General features: G+C 64.2%; 24 protein-coding genes and 1 tRNA gene. 8 read left to right on the top strand and 17 right to left on the bottom strand.

The window, feature by feature from the left end; translation table 11 throughout:
- Positions 1-72 precede the first annotated feature (72 nt).
- Positions 73-519, bottom strand: coding sequence for a hypothetical protein (locus Rhe02_RS06580; RefSeq protein ID WP_203907173.1), 447 nt, complete (start codon positions 517-519; stop codon positions 73-75).
- A gap of 469 nt (positions 520-988) precedes the next feature.
- Positions 989-1,840 (bottom strand): helix-turn-helix domain-containing protein, encoded by an 852-nt coding sequence (locus tag Rhe02_RS06575; protein WP_203907172.1) that lies wholly within the window; start codon positions 1,838-1,840, stop codon positions 989-991.
- Between the two features lie 176 nt (positions 1,841-2,016).
- Here Rhe02_RS06575 and Rhe02_RS06570 point away from each other — a divergent pair, with 176 nt between their 5' ends.
- The 7 genes from Rhe02_RS06570 to gltX all read left to right on the top strand — a co-directional run bounded on the left by Rhe02_RS06570 (position 2,017) and on the right by gltX (position 7,649).
- Positions 2,017-2,190: a hypothetical protein gene (locus Rhe02_RS06570; RefSeq protein ID WP_203907171.1), complete on the top strand. Its 174-nt coding sequence runs from the start codon at positions 2,017-2,019 to the stop codon at positions 2,188-2,190.
- A gap of 192 nt (positions 2,191-2,382) precedes the next feature.
- On the top strand, positions 2,383-2,853 hold the full coding sequence (locus Rhe02_RS06565) for a helix-turn-helix transcriptional regulator (RefSeq protein ID WP_203907170.1): 471 nt from the start codon (positions 2,383-2,385) through the stop codon (positions 2,851-2,853).
- A 5-nt stretch (positions 2,854-2,858) separates the two neighbouring features.
- Entirely contained in the window at positions 2,859-3,266 is a 408-nt protein-coding gene (locus tag Rhe02_RS06560) for a VOC family protein (RefSeq protein WP_203907169.1), read from the top strand.
- Positions 3,267-3,458: 192 nt separating this feature from the next.
- Positions 3,459-3,950 (top strand): DUF6933 domain-containing protein, encoded by a 492-nt coding sequence (locus tag Rhe02_RS06555; protein WP_203907168.1) that lies wholly within the window; start codon positions 3,459-3,461, stop codon positions 3,948-3,950.
- Between the two features lie 151 nt (positions 3,951-4,101).
- Complete coding sequence (locus tag Rhe02_RS06550) at positions 4,102-5,268, top strand: helix-turn-helix domain-containing protein (RefSeq protein ID WP_203907167.1); 1,167 nt, start codon at positions 4,102-4,104, stop codon at positions 5,266-5,268.
- 4 nt (positions 5,269-5,272) lie between these two features.
- Positions 5,273-5,980, top strand: a complete 708-nt coding sequence (locus Rhe02_RS06545; protein WP_203907166.1) for a creatininase family protein — start codon at positions 5,273-5,275, stop codon at positions 5,978-5,980.
- A 226-nt stretch (positions 5,981-6,206) separates the two neighbouring features.
- Positions 6,207-7,649, top strand: a complete 1,443-nt coding sequence (gene gltX, locus Rhe02_RS06540; protein WP_203907165.1) for a glutamate--tRNA ligase — start codon at positions 6,207-6,209, stop codon at positions 7,647-7,649.
- A 57-nt stretch (positions 7,650-7,706) separates the two neighbouring features.
- On the opposite strand, the gene Rhe02_RS06535 is transcribed toward gltX, so the two are convergent.
- The 7 genes from Rhe02_RS06535 to Rhe02_RS06505 form a co-directional block, all read right to left on the bottom strand.
- Positions 7,707-8,888 (bottom strand): hypothetical protein, encoded by a 1,182-nt coding sequence (locus tag Rhe02_RS06535; protein ID WP_203907164.1) that lies wholly within the window; start codon positions 8,886-8,888, stop codon positions 7,707-7,709.
- Positions 8,889-9,043: 155 nt separating this feature from the next.
- Positions 9,044-9,667, bottom strand: a complete 624-nt coding sequence (locus tag Rhe02_RS06530; protein ID WP_203907163.1) for an FkbM family methyltransferase — start codon at positions 9,665-9,667, stop codon at positions 9,044-9,046.
- A gap of 4 nt (positions 9,668-9,671) precedes the next feature.
- Positions 9,672-10,382 (bottom strand): phytanoyl-CoA dioxygenase family protein, encoded by a 711-nt coding sequence (locus tag Rhe02_RS06525; RefSeq protein WP_203907162.1) that lies wholly within the window; start codon positions 10,380-10,382, stop codon positions 9,672-9,674.
- Positions 10,379-11,029, bottom strand: a complete 651-nt coding sequence (locus tag Rhe02_RS06520) for a class I SAM-dependent methyltransferase (protein ID WP_239123466.1) — start codon at positions 11,027-11,029, stop codon at positions 10,379-10,381. Before Rhe02_RS06520 ends, Rhe02_RS06525 begins: the two co-directional genes overlap by 4 nt.
- Positions 11,030-11,031: 2 nt before the next feature.
- A complete protein-coding gene (locus tag Rhe02_RS06515; protein WP_203907161.1) occupies positions 11,032-12,279 on the bottom strand; it encodes a methionine adenosyltransferase in 1,248 nt (415 codons plus the stop codon).
- 2 nt (positions 12,280-12,281) lie between these two features.
- The gene (locus Rhe02_RS06510) at positions 12,282-13,190 is read right to left on the bottom strand and encodes a radical SAM protein (RefSeq protein ID WP_239123465.1); all 909 of its coding nucleotides are present in this window, start codon (positions 13,188-13,190) and stop codon (positions 12,282-12,284) included.
- Between the two features lie 451 nt (positions 13,191-13,641).
- Positions 13,642-13,717: transfer RNA gene (locus Rhe02_RS06505), tRNA-Asn, on the bottom strand.
- A 133-nt stretch (positions 13,718-13,850) separates the two neighbouring features.
- Between Rhe02_RS06505 and Rhe02_RS06500 the strand changes: the two genes are divergently transcribed.
- Positions 13,851-14,054, top strand: a complete 204-nt coding sequence (locus Rhe02_RS06500) for a hypothetical protein (RefSeq protein WP_203907160.1) — start codon at positions 13,851-13,853, stop codon at positions 14,052-14,054.
- A 12-nt stretch (positions 14,055-14,066) separates the two neighbouring features.
- Here the strand turns inward: Rhe02_RS06500 and Rhe02_RS06495 are convergent, their stop codons facing one another.
- From Rhe02_RS06495 to Rhe02_RS06460, 8 genes are all read right to left on the bottom strand, one after another.
- The gene (locus tag Rhe02_RS06495; RefSeq protein ID WP_203907159.1) at positions 14,067-14,894 is read right to left on the bottom strand and encodes an IolE/MocC family protein; all 828 of its coding nucleotides are present in this window, start codon (positions 14,892-14,894) and stop codon (positions 14,067-14,069) included.
- Positions 14,895-15,088: 194 nt separating this feature from the next.
- The gene (locus tag Rhe02_RS06490) at positions 15,089-15,880 is read right to left on the bottom strand and encodes an ABC transporter permease (protein ID WP_203907158.1); all 792 of its coding nucleotides are present in this window, start codon (positions 15,878-15,880) and stop codon (positions 15,089-15,091) included.
- A gap of 5 nt (positions 15,881-15,885) precedes the next feature.
- Positions 15,886-16,692 (bottom strand): ABC transporter permease, encoded by an 807-nt coding sequence (locus tag Rhe02_RS06485; RefSeq protein WP_203907157.1) that lies wholly within the window; start codon positions 16,690-16,692, stop codon positions 15,886-15,888.
- A 2-nt stretch (positions 16,693-16,694) separates the two neighbouring features.
- Complete coding sequence (locus tag Rhe02_RS06480; RefSeq protein ID WP_203907156.1) at positions 16,695-17,624, bottom strand: ABC transporter ATP-binding protein; 930 nt, start codon at positions 17,622-17,624, stop codon at positions 16,695-16,697.
- A 9-nt stretch (positions 17,625-17,633) separates the two neighbouring features.
- Entirely contained in the window at positions 17,634-18,161 is a 528-nt protein-coding gene (locus Rhe02_RS06475; protein ID WP_239123459.1) for a hypothetical protein, read from the bottom strand.
- Positions 18,161-20,005 carry a DNA primase gene (gene dnaG / locus Rhe02_RS06470; RefSeq protein WP_203907155.1) on the bottom strand — a complete coding sequence of 615 codons (1,845 nt, stop codon included), beginning with the start codon at positions 20,003-20,005 and terminating at the stop codon, positions 18,161-18,163. Before dnaG ends, Rhe02_RS06475 begins: the two co-directional genes overlap by 1 nt.
- A gap of 74 nt (positions 20,006-20,079) precedes the next feature.
- Entirely contained in the window at positions 20,080-21,279 is a 1,200-nt protein-coding gene (locus Rhe02_RS06465; RefSeq protein WP_203907154.1) for a deoxyguanosinetriphosphate triphosphohydrolase, read from the bottom strand.
- 13 nt (positions 21,280-21,292) lie between these two features.
- Complete coding sequence (locus tag Rhe02_RS06460; protein WP_203907153.1) at positions 21,293-21,622, bottom strand: VOC family protein; 330 nt, start codon at positions 21,620-21,622, stop codon at positions 21,293-21,295.
- Position 21,623: the final 1 nt, after the last annotated feature.

Raw genomic sequence — 21,623 nt, 5'->3', positions numbered from 1 at the left:
AATCAAACACGGCGTCACTATTTGCTCACCGCACGGCGGCACGCCGCGGCCGTGCGGTGAGTTTGTCTTGGTTCAGCTCTGCCGGCCGATCTGGTAACCCTGCCCGCGCAGGCGCCGCGCCCAGCTGTGCACCGTGTAAACAGGGACATCAAAGTGCTCAGCCAATCCGCTGACGGTTCCGACCTGCTGGTAGGCGTCCATAACCTCCTCGGCCGCAGGCATCCGGCGGTAGCTGCGCTCGCCACCGGACTTCACTTTGCCCGGACGCCGTCCGCGCCGTCCCGGCGCTTCCTTGACCGCCTTGCCGCTGCGCGCGCCGTTCAGCGGCTGCGTTGCCTGCCGACGGCCTCGGGTCTCGCTGGCCGCGACCACAGTCTGGTCACCTGCCGTGCGAGACAGCGGTTTGCTTTCGCCCAAGGCGTCAGATAGCCATTGCAGCGCCCGGCGCCGGCTCGCTTCATCGAGCGGTTGCAGCACCTGATATGCCGCTTCAAACGCGGCGAGCTCTGATAAACCCATGATTTCCGCCCTTCAGACTCTCATTCACGTTCATGTTAGCCACATGCGAACAGTATTGCTATCGCGGCCCCCACCCAAATACTGAATGCGAGGGCAGGACTTATCTTCGTGACACTCGGGCGGTAGTGCACAGATCATTGGGATCGGAGAGAGTCGGCGATGCCGCCACGGGTCGCTGATCGCCATAGGCAGCATCGCCGACAGGGCTTTACATACGCTCTACGTGCGTTAGCCCTCCCCCATAGTGTTCGTCCCCCTCCTACAAGAGTCATCGCCCCACGCGTGCCACCGCGGATCCGATGCCGCACTGTCGGCCAACCGACCGGCGTGTGCAGACATTGCTCTTGCAATGCCAATAAGACGACTATATGTGTGGGACAACCGGGGCTAGGTCGACTCACTCACTGCAGTCAATGGGACGAAAGGCTCAGCCACCGCCCAGGAATTGACGGATTCTTCAGCTCCCGCGCTAGCCCGCGTCGTCGCCGAGGTATGGCCCGTCCCAATTCCAAGCAAGACCGACATACTCATTCTCGAGGTCGAAGAAATCCCAGAAGTACAAACCCGACGGGCTTCTCGCCAATAGCTGATCAGGCCCCGGATCGATCTCCGCCCATGGCGACAGCCTTGACGAGCGGAACCACCACACTCGGCTAGGCAACTCCGGCGAGGAGAACTTGACCCGCACGGCGCGTCGAGCCGTCTCCGGCCCGGAGCTGTAGCGGACCATCGGCACCGAAGGAACATCGCTGTTCACTTTGACGTTGAGGGATATCGTCTGCGGTGCGGTATCCTGCGGCCGCGCGGGGGCATCCAGCTCCAGCAAAATGTATTCTTCCCCGGTCAAATCGTGCGCCGTGCGGGCCAATTGGCAGCCGACACCGGCGGTGATCGACAAAGCGTTCAATGTCGGGTCGGAGTAATAGATGCGGCGGCTGATGAAGTAAGGAACATCGCGGTCTTTGGCCCTGATTTTGTAGATGACATCCTGCTCGCGAATGATCCTCTTCTGATCCACAAAGTAATATGCCTCACTGTCCTCGACCCGATAGCTCCCTCGGATCAGATCTGGTGGCGACTCGGCCGTGATAGGCTCCGGATCGGTCAGCCCCATAGGATTCTGTCGATCCTTGCGCCGAGTGCTCGTGGTGCGCCGGGCCGCCTCGTAGGCGCCGATTATCCGGACCCGATCACCACCAATGCGCGCGTAGGTTTCCACCAGCTCCATGGACGGCATGACGTGACCGTTCTCCACATTGGAGATGTGCCCAGAGCTGTATCCTCCGATGTCTCTCATGGTGCGGGCCGCCGCCTCGCGCACCCGGCGAAGCTCACGACCGAGTTCGGCGTGAGCCGGGCTGATCGGCGCTCGCCGCGGGGCATGCTTTTTCATCAGTGTCCTTCTTGCTTGTCGACACCAGGTGCTTGCTTGCTAAAAGTTGTTCTCTCGGCAAACAGAGATCCCCGGTGTTGTCCTCCATCTATGGCTGGACGTCGATGAAGGAGGTCACCGTGAATGCGTTCATTGAATCCATCGAAGCCTACGACTTGCTTGGGAATGACGGAACCCCCGTTGATCCCGGCAACCCGAATCGGCCGCATTCACGCAACATCTTGTCCGAGGGCGGAAGGGAAAGCCCGGCCGCCGCCAACCCCGCCCAGCAGCAGTGATGCACCCCGGGCACGAGCGGCAGGGAGACGATGCTGGCTGGAGCTGAACACAAAACAAGGTTGTCTATCTAAACGGTCGTTGCTGTGGCACCGGATTCCGGCCCGGCCGTCGATACCAGTTTGCATTGTCCTAAATAGACATACAGCATGGTGTTTGCGCGATCCGGATCCGAGCAGGCCTACGCTAGGGATATGAGCGTAAGGCGTCCGGTGCCGTTGCAGCTGCTTGCCCAGCTGCGCCGGGCGCGCGATCACGTCGACCGGCACTACCGCGACCCGCTCGACCTCGACGAGCTGGCCCGGGTCGCCGGGGTGTCGAAGTATCACTTCGCGCGCAGTTTCGAAGCCACCTATGGGGAGACCCCGATCCGCTACCTGACCCGGCGCCGCATTGAACGGGCTCAGGATCTGCTGCGGGCGGCGAACCTCACCATCACCGAGATCTGCATGACGGTCGGCTTCTCCAGCCTGGGTTCGTTCTCCTCTCGTTTCACCCAGCTCGTCGGCGAGACGCCCACCGCCTACCGCGACCGCTGGGCTGCCACCGGCGGCCCGCACGTGCCCGGCTGCTGGCTGTTCATGCGCGGCGTGCTCGATCCGGGCGGCACCGGCAGATCGCGCAATCTGAAAGAAGCCCCGGGCAGGCGGAGCGGATTACGGTAATCCTCATGATCACGAACGTTTCCCTAGTCACCGTCTACTGTCTGGACCAGTCCAAGGCCCGCGACTTCTACGTCGAGGTCCTCGGCTTCGAAGCGGGCACTGACGTCACCATGGGCGAGGACTTCCGCTGGGTGACCGTAAAGCACCCGAGCCAGCCCGAGCTGGAAGTGACCTTGATGACCCCCGGCCCGCCGCTCGAGCCGGACATGGCCGACATGATCCGCCGGCAGCTGGAGAAGGGTCAAATGGGCGGCCTGGGCCTGTCCGTCGACGACTGCCACAAGACCTTCGAAGAACTCAGCGCCAAGGGCGTGACCTTCATCCAGGAGCCGGCTGACCGGCCCTACGGGATCGAGGCCGTCATGCGCGACAACTCCGGCAACTGGCTCGTGCTCGTCGAGCCCAAGGGGTAGCCCTAAAAGAGACATCTCGCATCAGACGATGCGAGATGTCTCGTGGCTCCCCAGCGCACCCAGAAAATCGAAGATCCCACGATTCCCCGCCCCTTCGGATGAGCAAGAGTTAACGATCTTGAAATGGACTGGACGGCCGCGGTTGGGGCAGCTTCTTTAGTGGAGTACGAGCGTCCCAGGCAGGATGACAAGGTGCTGATCGTGCGCGCCACCAAGAAGTTGCTGGATCGGGTCGGCGGCCCCGACCTCACCGATGACACCCTGCCCAGCACGCTGCTTGGGCAGTGGTACGCCACCTCGTTCACATGGCGTCCTCAGGTCGTCTTGCTGGTAAACGAGCTGACGCTACTGCCAGTGCTGATGCCCTTGGCACCGGCGTCCAACCTGTCCTCCAGGATCGGTGCGCAGATCACCACCGTGTTAGCCGCCCACGGGGCAACGGATCACCTCGTCGAGTCCGAAGCGGCGCAGATGAGCGAGTGCCGCTTTGGCAAGACCGCCAGCCGAAGCATGCTCGGGATCATGAACGAGTTCACCTTCCTGGCCGACTCATGGCGCGGCCCCGAGCTCGATCTGATCTCCCTCTCCCTGCGGCTAGCCGCGACACCATGCGGTCCCCTTTACCGCCGCAGCGTCAGCCCGGACCGGGAGTTGGTCGCGTACATAGCGTCAGTTGGAAGCTGAAAGCGCATCAATCCGGCCTTTTCGACGACGGTGCAGGAACGAACCAGGCCTCGCGTCCGAACGGGCAGGACCCCGCACCGCACATCGGGTAGCATGACATTCACCCTCGGTGATCTCTATCGTCCGTTGTGGAGTCCCTTCAATGCCCCAGGTGCCACGCACTCTCGACCCGACGCTGTCCGCTTGCGACAGGTTCGGCGCAGTGCTCCGGCATTGGCGGCAACTGCGCCAGCTTTCTCAAGCTCAGTTGGCCACGGTCCTTCCCGTCACGCCTGATCAAATCGCCAAGTACGAGAAGGCAGTTCGCTGGCCCAGCCAGAAGGCCGTCGAGCGCATCGATGAGCATCTTGAAGCGGGTGGAGAACTCATCACGCTGTGGACGGAGGGCGAAGCCGAGCGGGAGATCGCGCGAAACAGCAAAGCCCCGGTCGATGGGGCCTATGTCGACCACTGGACGCAGATGCTGTCTGCTCTCGCCGCGGCCGGCAACGCTGTCGGCGGCAGACGCTTTCTGGACATCGTCACTACCGAGATCGCTGTCATCTCACGCTTCGGTGCTGCGGCTACGGGTCAGGTGGCAGCTGGATTTCTGAGTACCCAGGCGAGATGGCTCGAGTTCGGAAGCTGGATTGCCGACAACCAAGGTGATCGTTTAAATGCGACGGTCATGCTCAAGCGGGCTGGTGGGCTTGCCGAGCGGGCACGCGACACCGTGTTCGGCGCATACGTGTTGATGCGCCGCGCTCAGCGGGCTTACGAGGAAGATCAGCCTCGGGTGTGTCTTGATCTAGTTGAGAGTGTTGCGTCGACGAACCAACCGCCTCGGATCCGAGCACTACTCGCGACGCGTGCTGCACAGGCTCATGCAGCTCTGGGCGACGGGCCTGCAATGCGGCGCTCATTGAAACGCGCATTCCTCGATGCCTGCCGCGATTCGACACCGGACAAGATCGATCTCGAACTCGCGTCCCACAGCACGCCGAGCTACGTGCTCGCCCACGAGGGGATCTGTCTGCTGACGCTCGGCGAACCCAACGGCGCGGTCGGCGTGCTGGAAACCGTTCTGCAGGATTGGCCAGCCTCCCATCGTTTAGACGAAGGGCTCGTCAGGGCTCACCTGGCATTCGCACAGGCGACGACCGGAGCGCTTGATGAAGGCGTCGACCAGGCTCGGCGCGCGCTCGCTCTCGGGCTGGAAACCGGTTCGGAGCGGACTCTGCGGATTCTGCGTAGGGTGATGAACGAGAGACTGGACGGAGCAGCCGGCCATCGGGAGCTGGTCATCCAGTGGGCGGCCGCAGCCCAGGGAGGAAGCTAAAGCCATGGAGATCCTGTCGAAGGCGACCGCCGCAGACATCGCTGGCGCTAAATCCCAGGTGGCAGTCTTGCCGATCGGCAGCTTCGAGCAGCACGGCGACGTCCTCCCACTGGCAACCGACACTCTCATCGCGTGCGGCATCGCCGAAGCGCTGACCAGGGAATACGGCTTGTTCCTGCTTCCGCCGATCACAGTGTCCTGCTCGCATGAACACGCGGCATGGCCTGGGACGGTGAGCATCAGCTCGGCAACGCTTCACCGCGTGGTGAACGATATCGTCGACTCCTTGCGACGGTCTGGGGTAAGCAAGCTAGTCCTGGTCAATGCCCACGGCGGTAACTACGTGCTGGCCAATATAGTTCAGGAACTCTCGGTAGACGGTCCCAACCTCGCGCTCTTCCCCGGACGCGACGACTGGAACAAGGCACGAGCGGACGCTGGACTGGAAACCAGCGCTCATGAGGACATGCACGCAGGGGAGATCGAAACTTCCATGCTGCTGCATCTGTTACCGGAAGTCGTTGGCCCGACCCAAAACGCGGACCACGACGGATCGGACCGACGACAGCATCTGCTTACCCTAGGCATGCGCAGCTACACGACCTCGGGCATCATCGGCAAGCCGTCGTTGGGCGACGCGACCAAGGGAAAGATGGTGCTGGAGAGCCTGACCCAATCATTCGCGGACTACCTTCGGGTTCTCGCGGCCTGACCGACCCCAATGCATACAAGTTGGTTGTATGCATTGACCGACGCCGGGGCGGCCTCGATGGATCGAGCATGGTGGGAGGCGGATCTGACCAGACCCGCCTGAGACTCTCTCATGATCTTCCTGGGCCGAAGATCCCGCGCCCTCGGCAAACCCGTTTCCGCCGTCGATATCCAGCCTGAAAAGATAGGTACGTCGTTAGTGTTCACCAGGATGATTGGTATCAGCCGTGCCCGACTCTGACCTTCGCGTTCGCTTTGCTCCATCGCCGACGGGCATGTTCCACGTCGGCAACGCCCGTTCTCTGCTGCTGAACTGGGTGCTTGCGCGACAGAGCGGCGGAACGCTGGTCCTTCGCATCGAGGACACCGACGCCGCGCGGTCCCGTCCGGAGTGGACCGAGGGGATCGTCCGCGCGATGGCCTGGCTCGGCGTAGGGCCGGCCGAGTACGAAGGTCCACTGCTCCAGTCGGCCTACCTCGCGGAGCAGATGAAAGCGGCGCAGCAGCTGTTCGACGCTGGCCGCGCCTATTACTGCGACTGCACTCGCGAGCAGGTCCAGGCCCGGACAAGCAACGCGTACACCGGCTATGACGGGCATTGTCGCGCCAGAGCGCTCGCGGCTGGCGACGGGCGCGCGTTGCGTTTCCGTACCCCGGACGAGGGTGTCACGGTGGTCAAGGATTTGGTACGTGGCGAGCCAGCCTTCGAGAACAAGCTGATTGAGGACTTCGTCATCACGCGTGGCGACGGCTCGCCGGTGTTCCTGCTCGCCAACGTGGTGGACGACATCACGATGAAGATCACGCACGTTATCCGGGCTGAGGAGCACCTTCCCAACACTCCCAAGCAGCAGCTGCTGTGGGAGGCGCTCGGTCACAGGCCGCCAGTGTGGGCGCACACACCGATCCTGGTCAACGAGAAGCGGCAGAAGCTGTCCAAGCGCCGTGACAAGGTCGCCCTGGAGATGTACCGCGACGACGGCATCCTGCCCGAGGCAATGCGTAACTACCTCATGCTCCTCGGCTGGGCACCCTCAGGCGACAGAGAGATCGTTCCCTGGTCGGTGATCGTGGACGAGTTCCGCCTTGAGGACGTCAACTCAGCCCCCGCCTTCTTCGATATCAAGAAGCTTCTCGCCTTCAACGGCGAGTACATCCGGGCGATGCCCATCTCGGACTTCATCGTGGCGTGCCAGCCCTGGCTCGTTGGGCCGTTCACGCCGGCCGAGGAGCTGGTGGAGACCGGGTTCGGTATTGCGCCTCCGCCGTGGGAGCCAGCCGCATACGATCCGGCCGCGTTCGCGGCGGTTGCTGAACTCGCGCAGACACGAATCGCGACGTTGTCGGAGATCGTGTCCTATGTAGATTTCCTCTTTCTGGATACCCCAGCCATTGATGAGGCGGCTTGGGCGAAGGCTGCCGCGAGTAGCGGTGTCCTGCCTGACGTGATCGCGGGCTTCGAGACGCTTCCTGAGTGGTCGGCGGACGGTCTCAAAGAGATGCTGATGGCGGTCGGCGAGCGGCACGACCTCAAGCTGGGCAAAGCGCAAGCTCCGGTCCGCGTTGCCGTGACCGGCCGGGCAGTTGGGTTGCCGTTGTTCGAGTCTTTGGGGGTGCTAGGCCGTGAGCGCAGCCTGGCTCGGCTTCGCGCGGCAGCAAACACCCAATAGGACACTGCCAACCTAGTCACTTATATGTGATCGCGCTTGTGCTCCGGAGTCGCCCCACTACCGTCCTGGGCTAGCAGGCGGCACCGCCGGATATTGTTCCAGCCCGAAGGGAACCGCCAGCGAGCCGAAATCGGTGCCTAGCAGCCGGTCAGCGAACTCGAAGACCTTTGGCGCGACCGGACCCGCATAGGGTTTCGACGGCAGGTAGTCCCGTCGAAGGCAGGCAGTCAACGTCCAACCTCGCAGCGAGGGTTCCAAACGGATCTGTCCATGTGCCAGATCCGGATCGGCGGCGACAAGTTCGGAGCCTGCCCACCGCACGGCCACATTGCTGGCTGTGTTGGCGCGGTTTGCCGCGCCATAGATTGTCACCGAGTCGCCGGAGAAAGCACTTTCGGCGAGGCCGCCCAACCACTCGACATCATGGAGATTGCATCCCTCGCGAGCGACCACATTGGCTGCCTGGATCTGAACACGGATTGGGGCCGCAGCAGCCTCCATCGCCGAGGTGAGGCGCGTGTTGAGGTCGGTGGGTAGGAAGCCGTCGGCCGACATGAGGCCGTCGACACTGAACGCGCCGCGGTAGCCGAGGCGTGCCGATAGGCCGCTGCCGATCTCGTAGGTCAGGCGTCGTAGGTTCTGGTCGTCAGCAAGACCGCCAACCGCTCCGCAACATAGGAACGTGCCCGACTGTGGGCGCGGAAGCGTCACGACTTCCATTGGAGGAAAGGCGACGACGACGTTGGTGAAGACTATCCCGTGCAACCGGGTCGGTACTCCCGGAACCAGCTGCATGACCTTGAGCCGATGGTGGCGGCTGACTGTGAGATCGGGAATCCTATCGCCCTGCCACCACCACATTCCCTCCGCGCCACTGGTGGGCGCGGCGCCAGCGCGCTGCACCGCGCAGACCGCGCCGTCTCCGGCGTCAACCATCGCACCAAGCGCGGCCACATCATGACCGCCGTCCGCCAGGACTGACCGAGGATACGGCATGCCGAGCTGTGCCCAGATGGCATCGACGACGCCTTTGTCCTCGCACAGCCGCCACATTGGACGCCGGCGGCCGAGCCTTCGGCGGCTGCCAGCCGCTGGCGGATCCAGCGGGTCCGGAGTGATGAGCGCAGCCAGTCGTTGCGGATCGAACCTGTCGGCAATGTCAGACAGCGGCCCTGTGCCATTGAGCCCGGCTATCGACTCATGGTGGAAGGCCAGCCGCCCACTCTCCTTACGCCGCACCGTATCCGATCGTTCAAGTGCCATCGTGTCGAGATCTATAGCCCTGCAGAGGTTTTGGCCGATCGCATCTTCCCATGCGGCTGCGTCATCGTGACGTCCACAGACGACGATCAGGCGGTTGTCGTTCAGTAGACCTCTGAGCTGATCGACAGGGTTCAGGTTACGCGCCGTGGCCATCGCCTATCCTTTCGCTCGAAAATCAGATTCGCCGCGCTCTCATGGATGAGGTCATAGACGCCGATTCCAAGGTGGCGGTGAATCTGGTGCCGTGCGCGATCGGGACGCTTGTCGTCGAACTCGATGATGATCAGACGGCACGTCGTCGTGGTGTGATCGATGGAGTCCCACACATCCAGCTCGGTGCCCTCGACGTCGATGCTCAACAGGTCTACGGTTTGGAGTCCAAGGGGACCCAGGAGGTCGGCGAGCCGGAAGCAGTCGACGGCGATAACTTCAACCTCCGGCCCCCGTTGCGTCAGCCCTGACCACGACTTGTGAGTGTGCAGTCCGAACTGCTGACGCCCCGGCGATCTGGCGACAGCGCACATGCGGACAGCACATCGACGCTTCTGTAAAGCGTGGGCATTACGCGGGTCTGCCTCCACCGCCAACCCGCTCCAACCGAGGTTCTCGAAGTACAGGCTATTGCTGCCGTGGACGCCATCCCCGGCACCTACATCGACGAAGGTTCCCTGAGCTGGTATCGCCAAGTTCTCGGCGAGCCAGCGGTCTTCGCCCCACTGCGCGTAGAAGGGCGGAAGCTGCGTGTACGGCTTCATGGCTCTACCACCCAACACGGGATGCCGTGTAGCCCAGAACGAGCAGGCGCCTTGGCCTTCCGCTGAGGTTGGGGCCGCTCGCGTGCACCAGCGCCGAATCCCATACCAAGACCGAGCCGACGGGAGCGGTCAGGACCACTCCATCCTCATCAGGGGCGTCCTCGTCCGCAACCACCGGCCCTTGCCGCGAAGTGTGAGACATCGCGACCGACCGTCGGTGTGTTCCGGGCCAGACCTTCAGTGCGCCGGACTCGGCCGTGCAGTCGTCCAGGCACACCGCCACGGTGATGACCCGTTCGAAACCTCGCGCCTGGAAGTAGGCGGCGTCGGTGTGCTTGCGCACCTCCTCACCAAGCAAAGGGAGGTCAACCCAGTCCACATCGGACATTAGCCGCTGTTTGTACATAAACTTGTCTTCCATGAGGTACGGGGTGTTGTCCAGCAGCTCACCGAGCGTGGCGCGAGCCCAGAAGCCATGCGCCAACGCGGCGGCGGCTGGCGCCAGATTGACCACGGGCTTGATCTTCAACAGGTACGCGGCGCCGTCGTCGAGCCGCCACCAGGTGACTCGCGGGTCGGGCGTCTTTCCGGCGGCCATCTGCTCGATGAGTTTGTCACGTATGTCATCGGCCTCGTGCCGGATGTTCTCGATAACTGTGGGAGCGAACGGCGGGGCGAACACGGCGTAGCCAAGTTCGTCGAATCCCTGATTCATGAAGGGCAACCTCCCTTCGTAGCGATCGGCACGACGAAGTCAGCCGTAGGCTTGGTCCACGATGGCGGAATCTTGTTGGCCGCCAGGGTGTACGGCCATGTCCTCACTTCAGCGAAGTGGCGCTCCAAGATCTGGCGACGGACCTCGCTCAATTCTGGGCCGCTTGAAAAGAAGCTGAACCGGCCGCCGGGACGCAGGCATCGCTTCGCCACTGTCTCCACGAACACGGCAAAGTCGCTATCGGCGTGACCGTCCGGTGGCCAGGTGTCATACATAATGGCGTCGAGACTGTCCGCAGGAAAGGACGTCAACTGCCAAGGCTCAGCAATCAGCCGAACATGTGCGGGGTAACGATTGAGGACACGGTAGCGAGTGATGTTGGCGACCTGCGGATGGGGCTCCACCGCGATGTAGCTGCCCACGCCAAGTCCTGCCAGCTGTTCGGCGAAGACACCCAGGCCGAGACCGACCTCTAACACATCTGGCTTGTGGACACCGTCGACGAGTAGCTCTGCATGGAGGCGCATGAGCTCGGCCTCAGCAAAGAACATGACGTACTGCGCGCCGAGCACCAACCCTTCGGGCGTGACTGCGGCGTTGAGCGACCGAAGTCCTTCGACATGGCGCCGGTGAACCTCGTCGAGCACTTCTACTGCCCGCCTTCCCGGAACCGGCCGATCAGGTCGGTGTCCAAGAATCGCTGCGCAAACTGGCCAGCTGTAGCCATCGTCGTTCGGATACAGTCCTCCACCGCACTCGCCGCGTCACCGTTGGCGCGCCGATCAAGCGACACGAGCACATACGCCGGGTCATCCAGCGGGGCACCGTTGCGCGCGGCGACGGTAACCTCCGCGAACACGCCAGTGCGGCGCATAATCTCCGAGGCGGCGTCGGCGGTGAGGCTGGAGTAGATCTTTCCTGCGTGATGCAGCGGGTTCTTGCCCGATGGCGCCTCGCAACTCGACGGACGCAGCGGCTCAATCACGCCGCTGAAGCGGTTACCTCGTCCGACCGCCCCGCAGTCTCCTTTGCCAAGCGAGGTGCCAAACGGCGCCAGGTAGCCATGTCCCGGTACGTCCTTGGTGTTGAGGTGCAAGTCCCACACCGTGACCTGGTGCCCGCGTTGGTCTGCCGCGAGCAGGTCTTGTACGAGCACGGACATAGCATCTCTGACCTCGACGAGCGCGGTCTGGTAGTGGGCGAACGAACCGGTTGCCTCTGGATGGAACGGAATGCATGCGGTGATGTCCAGCTCCGATCCGTCGCGTACCACCATGACCTTCACATCGGTGCCGATGCTCGGGAAGGTAGCCCGGAACCCTTCCCCGGTCACCGCGCTTTCCAACCGCATCGCGAGTGTTCCAGCCAGGCCTGGCCGGCTCGCACCAACGCAGATGACGGTGTCATTGGCGACCGATTCGCGTTTCAACACATGAGCGAGGCCGGCGAGTGTTTTGGGGCGGTAGAACTGGGGGTCGTGGTCGACTGCTACACCGCTGGAGTTGTTCACGTGGAGCCTCATATGTTCCAGAACCCGCTCATCCCCCAGCGCTGCGGGCAGAACGGCCGAGACGGCGTCAGCGAATAGGTCGTACACGGGAACCTCTGTCATGCCTACCTGCGCGGTTACCTTGCCGAACAGATAGCAGTCGACAGGCTTCAGGATCTCGAATCCGCCGAACGTCACCTCCGATGCGGCGCCGACGAGATTGACCTTGTCGACCCAATGGTTCGGTATGGTGCCAATATTGTTCTGGCACCATCGGATGTAGCGATGGGAGAAAGCGTCGGCCACCAAGTCGGCGAGGCTGTCGGGATGACCGATTCCCTTGCGCTCAGCTACGTCGAACACCGCTCGATCTGGGTCGATGGCAGCCTGCTTCACTACGATCTTCATGGTCAGTCCTCATCGTCGAGATCAGCGACGCTGTGCGCCGGTGGATTCACCAGGTACGAAAGGCATTGCGACAGAACAAGAATCCGCTTCGCCGGGCAGGGCTCGAAAATGGTCGCGGCGTTGAACGAGCCGTCATAGAGGTTGCCGTAGCTCGTTGGCACCGAGGCGCAGCGCCGGACATCTCCAGTCACGGTGACTTTGAACGAAGTCACGCCCGCGGTGCACGCCTGCCCGCGGAACGACATCATCCCGTCCAGGTACGGGCGGTTGAACACGTAGTCGGAACTGTTGAGGATGAGTTCCTTCTCCGCGTCGGTGTAGCCCTCCGGATACCGACGGCGTTCGTACACGCCCTTAAACACTTTGGCACGCACGTCGTCCACGCCAAGCGCCTTGAGTTCCTCGATATCGCTTGCGAGCCGAGCCAGAAGCGGCGGCCACAGGACATACAGCGCAACGACATCGAACCCTTGGCTACGCAAGGCGAGGTAATTGCGGGCATAGAACTTCAGCTCATGTCCGAGCCTCGCCCGTTCCGGCATGTGGATTGCCGCCACGATCTTCGCAACGCGATCAGGCGGGATCCGAGCCGCGAAATCCACGACATCGTCCGAAGAAAGATTGCTGTTGATGCTGATGTAGTTGGTCCGCGTCAACCCAACGCAGAGCTCCACGAAGCCAGGGAACATGAACGGCTCACCGCCGGACATGTGGATCAAGCTGGTCTTGCCTATCTCCTCGAACCGCCGAACAACCAGATCTGCCGACGGTTCGTCGAGGTTTTTGCGGTTCAGCACCATACGGATCTGGGGATGGCAGTACTCGCAGAAGAAGTTGCACCTGTTGGTGAGGTGCCAGTCGAACTCCAGCTCCCAAGGTGCGGCGGCATGCGTCATGGCCGACGTACGCATATGGACCTCCCTGCCGCCCGCAGGCGGCGAACGCGGCTGTTCCGGAAAGCCATTGACCTATGCCGCAGGGCCTTGCCAACAGGGGTCGCGTGCATACAAGGCCCCTGTATGCATGTGGCCCTCGGGGTGATTAAAGATCAACTTTGCTGACCCGGCCCCGAGCGTGTGACGCAGCTCAAAGGCATCTCCCGGAGCTTCGCGCTCACCGAAACCACCCGGGCGCGAGGCCAGCGGCGGAACCCGTGGGGCCGATCATCGCCGAACTGGTCGAAATGCGAGAAGAGGTCGAAAACTTCATCGCCAATGGCGCACATGGTGCCCCAGGAGGCGCCCTTCCGTGCACCGGTCCACGAGATTCAGGTCACCGGGCTTCACAAGATCAAACCATCTTCCGGGCCTAATAGACAACGGAACCCCAGGCTTAGCGCCTGGGGTTCGCATCGTGACCCAATGGCTCCCCCACTTGGACTCGAACCAAGAACCTGCCGGTTAACAGCCGGCTGCTCTGCCAATTGAGCTACAGGGGAATGGCCTGGACCAGATTACAGGACGCATTCCGGGGGCAGCAAACGGGTACCGGTGAGTCCGACACGGTGTTTATCTCGGCCTGCAGCGGGCAGGATAGGACGCAATAGTAGAGGTGACCCATTGGAGAGCACGATGCGCAAGTTGCTGTGGTTCGGCGCGGGTGTGGCGGTCGGCTATTTCGTCGGTACCAGAGGCGGGCAGAAGGCCTACGACGATCTGGTCGTCGCAGCGCAAAAGATCATGGACCACCCCACCGTGCAAGAGGTGGCGGGAGTGCTCCAGGAGCAGGCTGTGCGCCTCGTGGACGAGGGCAAGCGCAAACTCGCCTCCTCCTGAGCAGTCATTGCTCTAAAGGACCGACCGGCCCAGCCCCGGCATGGGCCGGTCGTCTGTGTCGCTGAGGCCGAGGATGGCCAGCTCCTCGTAGGCCTCCTCCAGCGCGGCGGAGGTCTCGGCCTCGATGTGGTCGCACAGCGGATGAGGGCCGCCCAGCACCGCGGAGAGCAGGGCCTGTCCGCCCGGCCCGGGGAGGCGCACCTTCACCACGTTCATATTGGCCCGGCGCAGCTTGAGCAATGCCTGGGCGGGGGTCTCCGAGTGCGCGGTCAGGCGCGCCGGGTCAAGGCACGCGCCCACTCTGGTGCGGTCGACTGTGCTGAGCAACCGAACGGTGTCGTCCATCGTCACCAGCAGCGTGCCGTCCTGCTGGGCGCAACCCACGCGGATGAAGCTGCCGGTGTGCCAGGCGATCTCGGTCAGCCCGGAGCTGAGGTCTTCCAGCTCGCGGGCCGCGCTCTCCCACGGCTCCTCACCGAGCTTGGGAACGGTGGTGCACACCGAGCCGTGGGTGGTGTCCTCAGGCAGCAGGTCGGCCAGGATGTAAGCCAGGTCCAGCAGATAGGTCCACCACGCCCGCCAGCTGTTGTGCACGAAGCCGGCGCTGAGGGTGACCACTTCCAGGCCCCGCGAGGCGAGCCCGACCTGGACGCGCCTTCGCATCCCGATCGACCCGGCCAGGGTCGAGGCGAAGGCCGGGCTCAGGGTGAGGCTCAGACAGGCGACGCCGGCCGGGTGGGACGAGATCAGGTCGAGGAGCTGACGCAGGTCGGTGGCGGGCTCGCTGGCGAGGGTTCCGGCCAGATGCACGGTCTGCCCATCGGGGTGTCGCAAACGCATCGGCCACCTCCACCCGAGGGGATCACGAAAGTAATGTCCGAGAAAGTACCGCCACAGTCCACATCAGACAAATCGAGCATATCAAATGAGTTGATGAGCATGATCAAATTCATGCACTCATTCATGTCCGAGCAGGTCGTGAACAAGACAACTAAGTGAGCACTGTGCAATGTGGAGTGATCGACTCCGCCCGGTCAGGCGGTGAGGACTTTGGCCAGGCGGCGGCCGGCAATGGATAGGCCCACCGCGGCCATGACGACGAGATAGGCGACATTGCCGAGCATGCTGATGCTCAGGACGCCCGTGGACAGGCCTCGCACCAGCTCAACAGCGTGGTAGAGCGGCGTGATCCAGATCAGGATCTCCACGCCGAGCGGGTAATTCTGCACCGGTGAAAAGGTGCCGGAGAACAGGAACATGGCGAACTGGCCGGTGAAGACCAGGTCGAAATCCTGCCAGCCCCGGATCACCGTGGACAGCGCCATGCCGACCGAGCCGAAGGCGAGGCCGACGAGCATGGTGGCGGGGAAGGCCGCCAGCGCCCAGATCGGGGTGGTCAAGCCCATCAGGATCATGACGACGAGGAAGCAGGCCGTGTAGAGCGAGCCGCGCAGCATGGCCCAGGTGAGCTCGCCGAGCGCGATCTCCATCGGGCGGATGGGGGTGGCCAGCATGGCGTCGAAGGTCTTGACGTACTTGAACTTGAAGAAGAAGTTGAACGTCGTCTCGGCCAGCGCTCCGGTCATGGCCGAGACGGCCAGCATCGCGGGGGCGACGAAGGCCGCGTAGGACATCGTCTTGCCGTCGACGTTGAGGTCGCCGATGAGCGCGCCCACCCCGACCCCGATGGAGAACAGGTAGAGGATCGGCTCGAAGAAACCGGAGAAGAGCACGAGCCAGTACGACGGGCCGGATCGCAGCGCACCCACATTGCGGTTGATGACGGCCCCGACCCGGGTCGGGGACAACGCATAGGAGCTGATCATCGGCCTTAGTCCTTGAGTCGCTTCGAGTAGGCCGCGTTGGCCCACCAGAGCCCGAGCGCGGCGAAGGTGAGCAGATAGCCGACATGAACCCAGATGGGCCAGGGTGTTGCAACGCCCAGCATCGCCGAGCGGCAGAGCACGACCCCGTGCCACAGCGGCGACGCGTAGGCCAGCAGCCGGCCGAACAGCGGGAGCTGGTCGACCGGGAAGAAGACCCCCGCGAAGAGCGTCGACGGGATCACGACGAACCGGAACAGCAGCGAGAAGTAGGAGTCGTTCTCCAGCCCGGCCGAGAAGGCGCTGATCGGCGCGGCGGTGGAGAGCGCGAGCAGAGCGCAGATCAGCGGGGTCACCACCACCCACGGTGAGTGGACAGCGCCGAACAGGGCGCTGATCGCCAGGAAGATGACGGCCGCCACGAAGACGCGGATCTGGATGTAGAGCTGCCAGCCGACGATCATGTCGATGATGCGCAGCGGGGTCGCCCGCATGGCGTGGTAGGCCCGGCTCCACTTGAAGTCGCCCAGCACCGGGAAGGTGGACTCGCCGATCGCGGTCTGGAAAGCGCCCGACGCGAGCACTCCGGGAACGATGTAGGACAGGTAGCTCCAGCCGTCGACGGTGCCGACGTAACCGCCCACGCCGATGCCGATGCTCAGCACGAACATGATGGGCAGGATGAACGAGGAGAAGACCGAGCCCTGCCAGACCCGCTTGTAAACGGTGAGATGACGGCCCAGCACGGCAAGCGGGCCACCGCCGCCCGGCCTCGGGGCCGCGACGACAGTCGGGGTGGAGGTGAGGGTGGACATGGCTAGTCCACCAACGTGCGGCCGGTGAGGATGAGGAACACATCCTCCAATGTGGAGCGTCGCACCAGCACGCTGGACGGGGCAAAGCCGCGCCGATGGACCTCGCTGATCGCGCTGTCGCCATCGCTGGTGTAGAGCAGCAGGCGGTCGGGAAGCGGGTCGAGCCGATCGCCGATGCCGGCCAGCTTCTCCACATATGCCGTGGGAGTCTCGTCGCCGAAGCGCAGCTCGACCACCTCGCGCGTGGAATAGGTGTCGATCAGGTGCCGGGGCGAGCCCTCAGCGACGATCTTGCCGCCGTCCATCACCACGAGCCGGTCGCACAGCTGCTCGGCCTCGTCCATGTAGTGGGTGGTCAGCACCAGCGTCGTGCCGCCCTGCTTGAGCCGGAACAGCCGCTCCCACAACAGGTGACGGGCCTGCGGGTCGAGGCCGGTGGTGGGCTCGTCGAGCAACACCAGATCGGGCTCGTTGACCATGGCGCGGGCAATGGTCAGGCGGCGCTTCATGCCGCCGGACAGCGGCTCGACCTTGCTGCCTGCCTTCTCGGTCAGCTGGACGAACTCCAGCAGCTCGGTGGCGCGGCGGCGGCCCTCGGCGCGCGGGATGCCGAAATAGCGGGCGTAGGTGGTCAGGTTCTCGAAGACGGTCAGGTCGGGATCGAGGTTGTCGAGCTGCGGGCAGACCCCGAGCCGGGCCCGGATTTTCGGCCCATCCTTGACCGGGTCCATGCCCAGGATCCGAAGCTCACCCGCGGTCGGCGTGGAGACACAGCCGATCATGCGCATGGTGGACGACTTGCCGGCACCGTTAGGCCCCAGAAACCCGAAGGCCTCCCCCGGAGCGACCTCCAACTCGATGCCATCGACAGCGGTAAAATCCCCGAACTTTTTGACCAGCCCACGGGCGCGAATAAGAGGTTCCTGCGTCACGCGGCGACCCTACTCGTCAGGTGCGACAACTCTCCAATAGGTTTCCTTGAAGATGTCGTCCGTGGCGGCAACGACCCGCGGATCGTCCCTGTCCGTTCCGGTGTCGTAGCGCGCGATCCAGGACAGGCCGTCCACCCCGGGGGCACGCCGTGCCGCGATCCACACCCCACCACCGCCGGGCAGGCCGTGGTGTGACGGATTTTTGACCGAACTGGTGACCCGCAACCGGATCTGATGCGGCAGATGCTCGGGATCGACCAGCTCGATGCGCACGGGCGGGTTGTCCTCGATGACCGCATACCCTTCGCGCTGCGCCACCACCGAAGACGTGATCACCGTGAGCTCGGAACCGTCCCACTTCGCCTTGGAGACTTCATTCCACGGGGTACCGGTTCCAGCCACCCAAAGCCGAAGGTTGGTGGCGATCACGGCAGAGCCGGCCTGGGTCAGCGCCCAGGCGAGCACCCTTTCGTTCTCGGCGAAGGCGGGCCGGTGGGCCGCGGGCAGCAAACGTCGCTTGAACAGGCGTCCCAGCATCACAATCCTCCGGCCGCCTGCTCTTTGAGCGCCCTCGCGTGCTGTTCCAGGGAGAGCAGATCGGAGAAGCGGCGGTGGTACTCCTCTTTGTCGCTGACCGGGTTGATCCGCTGCAGCTTGGACTTGACTTCGTCGATGCGCTGCTTGAGCCCGGCCAGTTGCAGCCGAGCCAGCACGATGTTGAGGTAACCCGAGTCGGGCTCCCCGTCGACGCGGACCGGATCGACCGCGAGCTCCATGACGAGCATCTGCACGGCCAGATCGGGGCAGGCGTCGCGGATGGTGTTGATCCATCCGGCCCCACTCACCCCGGCCACCGCCCCGCCGACCTCGGCGATCGCGGCCCGGACCGCCTGGTGCGCGGGGTCGCTGTAGAAGGTCTGGTCGACCGCGTCGAAGACCGGCCCGGCCAGCACCGGGGACTGCACGGCGAGCTTGAGCGCCTCCCGCTCCACCAGCAGCCGCGGGTTGCTCACGATCGGCTGGGCGCGCTGCTGGGGCGCCGCGGGGGCGCCGGCCGCCGACTGGACCGCCCGGCGCACCTCTTCCACCTCAAGGCCCAGGTCTCCGGCGAGGCGCTGCGAGTACCCAGAAAGAAGTGATTTGTCCTTGATCTTCGCCACCATCGGCGCGGTGGCCCGCAGCGCCCCGACCCGCCCCTCCACGGTGTCCAGGTCGAAGCGGGAAAGCGTTGAGCGCAAAGCGAAGGCGATCAGAGGCTCGCGCGAGGCGACGAGATCGCGCACCGCCAGATCGCCCTTGGCCAGCCGCAGCTCGCACGGATCCATGTTGTCCGGGCTGACCGCGATGAAGGTCTGGCCGACGAAGCGCTGGTCGTCGGCGAAGGCCCGCAGTGCGGCCTTCTGCCCGGCCGCGTCCCCGTCGAAGGTGAAGATGATCTCCCCGCCGTAGGTGTCGGTATCGAGCAGCAGCCGCCGCAGCACGGCGATGTGATCGTTGCCGAACGCCGTCCCGCAGGTGGCCACCGCGCTGGTCACGCCGGCCAGATGGCAGGCCATCACGTCGGTGTAGCCCTCGACGATGACCGCCCGGCCCTGCTTGGCGATGTCCCGCTTGGCCATGTCGACGCCGTAGAGCACGTGCGACTTCTTGTACAGCGGGCTTTCTGGCGTGTTGAGGTATTTCGGCCCGTCGTCGTCATCGAAGATCTTCCGGGCGCCGAAGCCGATCACGTCGCCGCTCACATCGCGGATGGGCCACAGCAGGCGGCGCCGGAACCGGTCGATGAGGCTGCCCGAGCGCGACGGGCGGGCCAGGCCGGCCGTTTCCATCTCGCTGGTGCTGTAACCGAGCTGGCGCAGGTGCTTGACGAGCAGGTCCCACTCGGGCGGGGCGAAGCCGCAGCCGTAGCGCTGGGCCGCTTCGCGATCGAAACCGCGCTGGGCAAGGAACTCGCGCGCGAGGCGCGCCGCGGGCGTCAGCAGCTGCTCGGCATAGAAGGCCGCTGCTGCTTTATGGGCGTCGACCAGGCGCTGACGCTGTCCGGTGGGCCGGGTCGGGGCCGAGCTGCCCTCGACGCGGCGCAGCACGATGCCCGCGCGATCGGCGAGCCGCTCCACCGCCTCGATGAACGAGAGATGATCGATCTTTTGCACGAAGTTGATGACGTCGCCGCCCGCCCCGCAGCCGTGGCAGAAGTACACGTTGCGGGCCTGGGCGATGGTGAACGAGGGAGTCTTCTCGTCGTGGAAGGGACACAGCCCCTTCAGGTTGCCGCCACCGGCCGACTTGAGGGTGACCTGCTCGGAGGCGACATCAACGATCGAGCTGCGCTCGCGCACGAGCGCGATGTCCTCGTCGCGGACGCGTCCACCACCTGCCATGCCTACATCCTGGCATGCTCGCCGGGCCCTATCACCTAGGGACCTGTCGGCCCGGCAGCGCGAGATGCCGCTCGCTACCGCGGCAGCAGGCGGCGATGCCAGGCGATCGCGGCCGGGTCGGTCAGCGAGGCAACCTGGTCGATGACGACGCGCAGCCGGGCCGCGTCATCGGACGCGTCCTTCCAAAGTGGAGCGAAGACCTGGTCCAGCGCCGAGGGCGCCCGCTCACAGAGCACCTCGACCAGATCGGTGAGGATCTGGCGCTGCTCGGCGTACCAAGGCTCGGTGCCCCGCCGCCGCATCACGTAACGCAGCGCGATTCCCTTCAGCAGAGCGCAATACGCCCTTTCCGCGGTCGGCACGACGAGGTCGGCGTCGTAGCGGCGCAAGGGCGCGTCGCCGAAGGCCTCCCGCGTGCTGTTGACCGCCGCCGCCACAAACCTTCCGGTCATCGTGCTCGTGAAGTGCTTGAGCGCGATCTGCGCCCGGAACGAGCCGTCGTAGGCGGCGAGCTGGGCGAAAGTCGGGTCGGCCAGCAGTTGCTCCAAAGAGGACTCGAGCGCGAAGACCGGCGACGAGGAATACGCCTGTGCCACATCGGCGCAGAGCGCACGCCTTTCCTCGGTGTCGTTCAGCAGCGGGCTCAGATCGATGAAGCCGGAGAAGAAACCGTCCTCGACGTCGTGTACGGAGTAGGCCACGTCATCGGCCCAGTCCATGACCTGTGCCTCCAGGCAGCGGCTGTCGGCCGGGCGACCCTGGCGGATCCATTCGAAGACCGGCATGTCGTCGGCGTAGACACCGAACTTGCGCCGCCCCAGCACCCGGGGCCACGGGTATTTGCAGGTGGCGTCGAGCGAGGCGCGGGTCAGGTTCAGCCCGGCACCCTCCACCTTGGCCTCGAGCCGGGTCAGCACCCGCAGGGTTTGCGCGTTGCCCTCGAACCCGCCGCACTTTTCGGCGGCGTCGTTGAGCGCGTCTTCCCCGTTGTGGCCGAAGGGCGGATGGCCCAGATCGTGGGCCAGGCCCGCCACGTCGACCACGTCCGGGTCACAGCCCAGGCGCGCGCCCATCTCGCGGGCGATCTGCGCCACCTCCAAGGAGTGGGTCAGCCTGGTACGCAAAAAGTCATCCGTGCCAGCGGTGTGCACCTGGGTCTTGGCGGCAAGACGGCGGAACCCGGCCGAGTGCAGAACCCTTGCCCGGTCGCGCTCGAACGAACTGCGCCAAGAGTTCTTGTCGGGCTCGGGGGCAAACCGATCGGTGTCGACCATCTTACTGACGTTACTACCGCTCGGGCGCGAGCACGCAGAACTCGTTGCCTTCTGGATCAGCGAGCACCACCCAGCCGGGTTTGGCGGGGGCGGCCACCACGTGGCGCGCCCCCATGTCCATCAGCTTTTCGACGTCCGCCGCAAGATCGTCGCTGTCAAGCTCTAGATGCAGCCGGTTCTTCCCGTTCTTTTCCGAAGACGTCTGCACAAAGCGAAGCCCGGGCAGGACCACCACATCGGGTCTCTCGTAGATCACCCGCACCCCGAGCACCTCGGCCCACCATCGGGCGAGCCGAGCCGGATCGATGGCGGCCACCACTGTGCCATGCCAACGCAATCCCATC

The organism is Rhizocola hellebori (assembly GCF_016862955.1).
GTDB classification, from domain to species: Bacteria; Actinomycetota; Actinomycetes; order Mycobacteriales; family Micromonosporaceae; genus Rhizocola; species Rhizocola hellebori.
The sequence above is the reverse complement of the archived record's forward strand: the minus strand, read 5'-3'. Positions and strand labels throughout refer to the sequence as shown.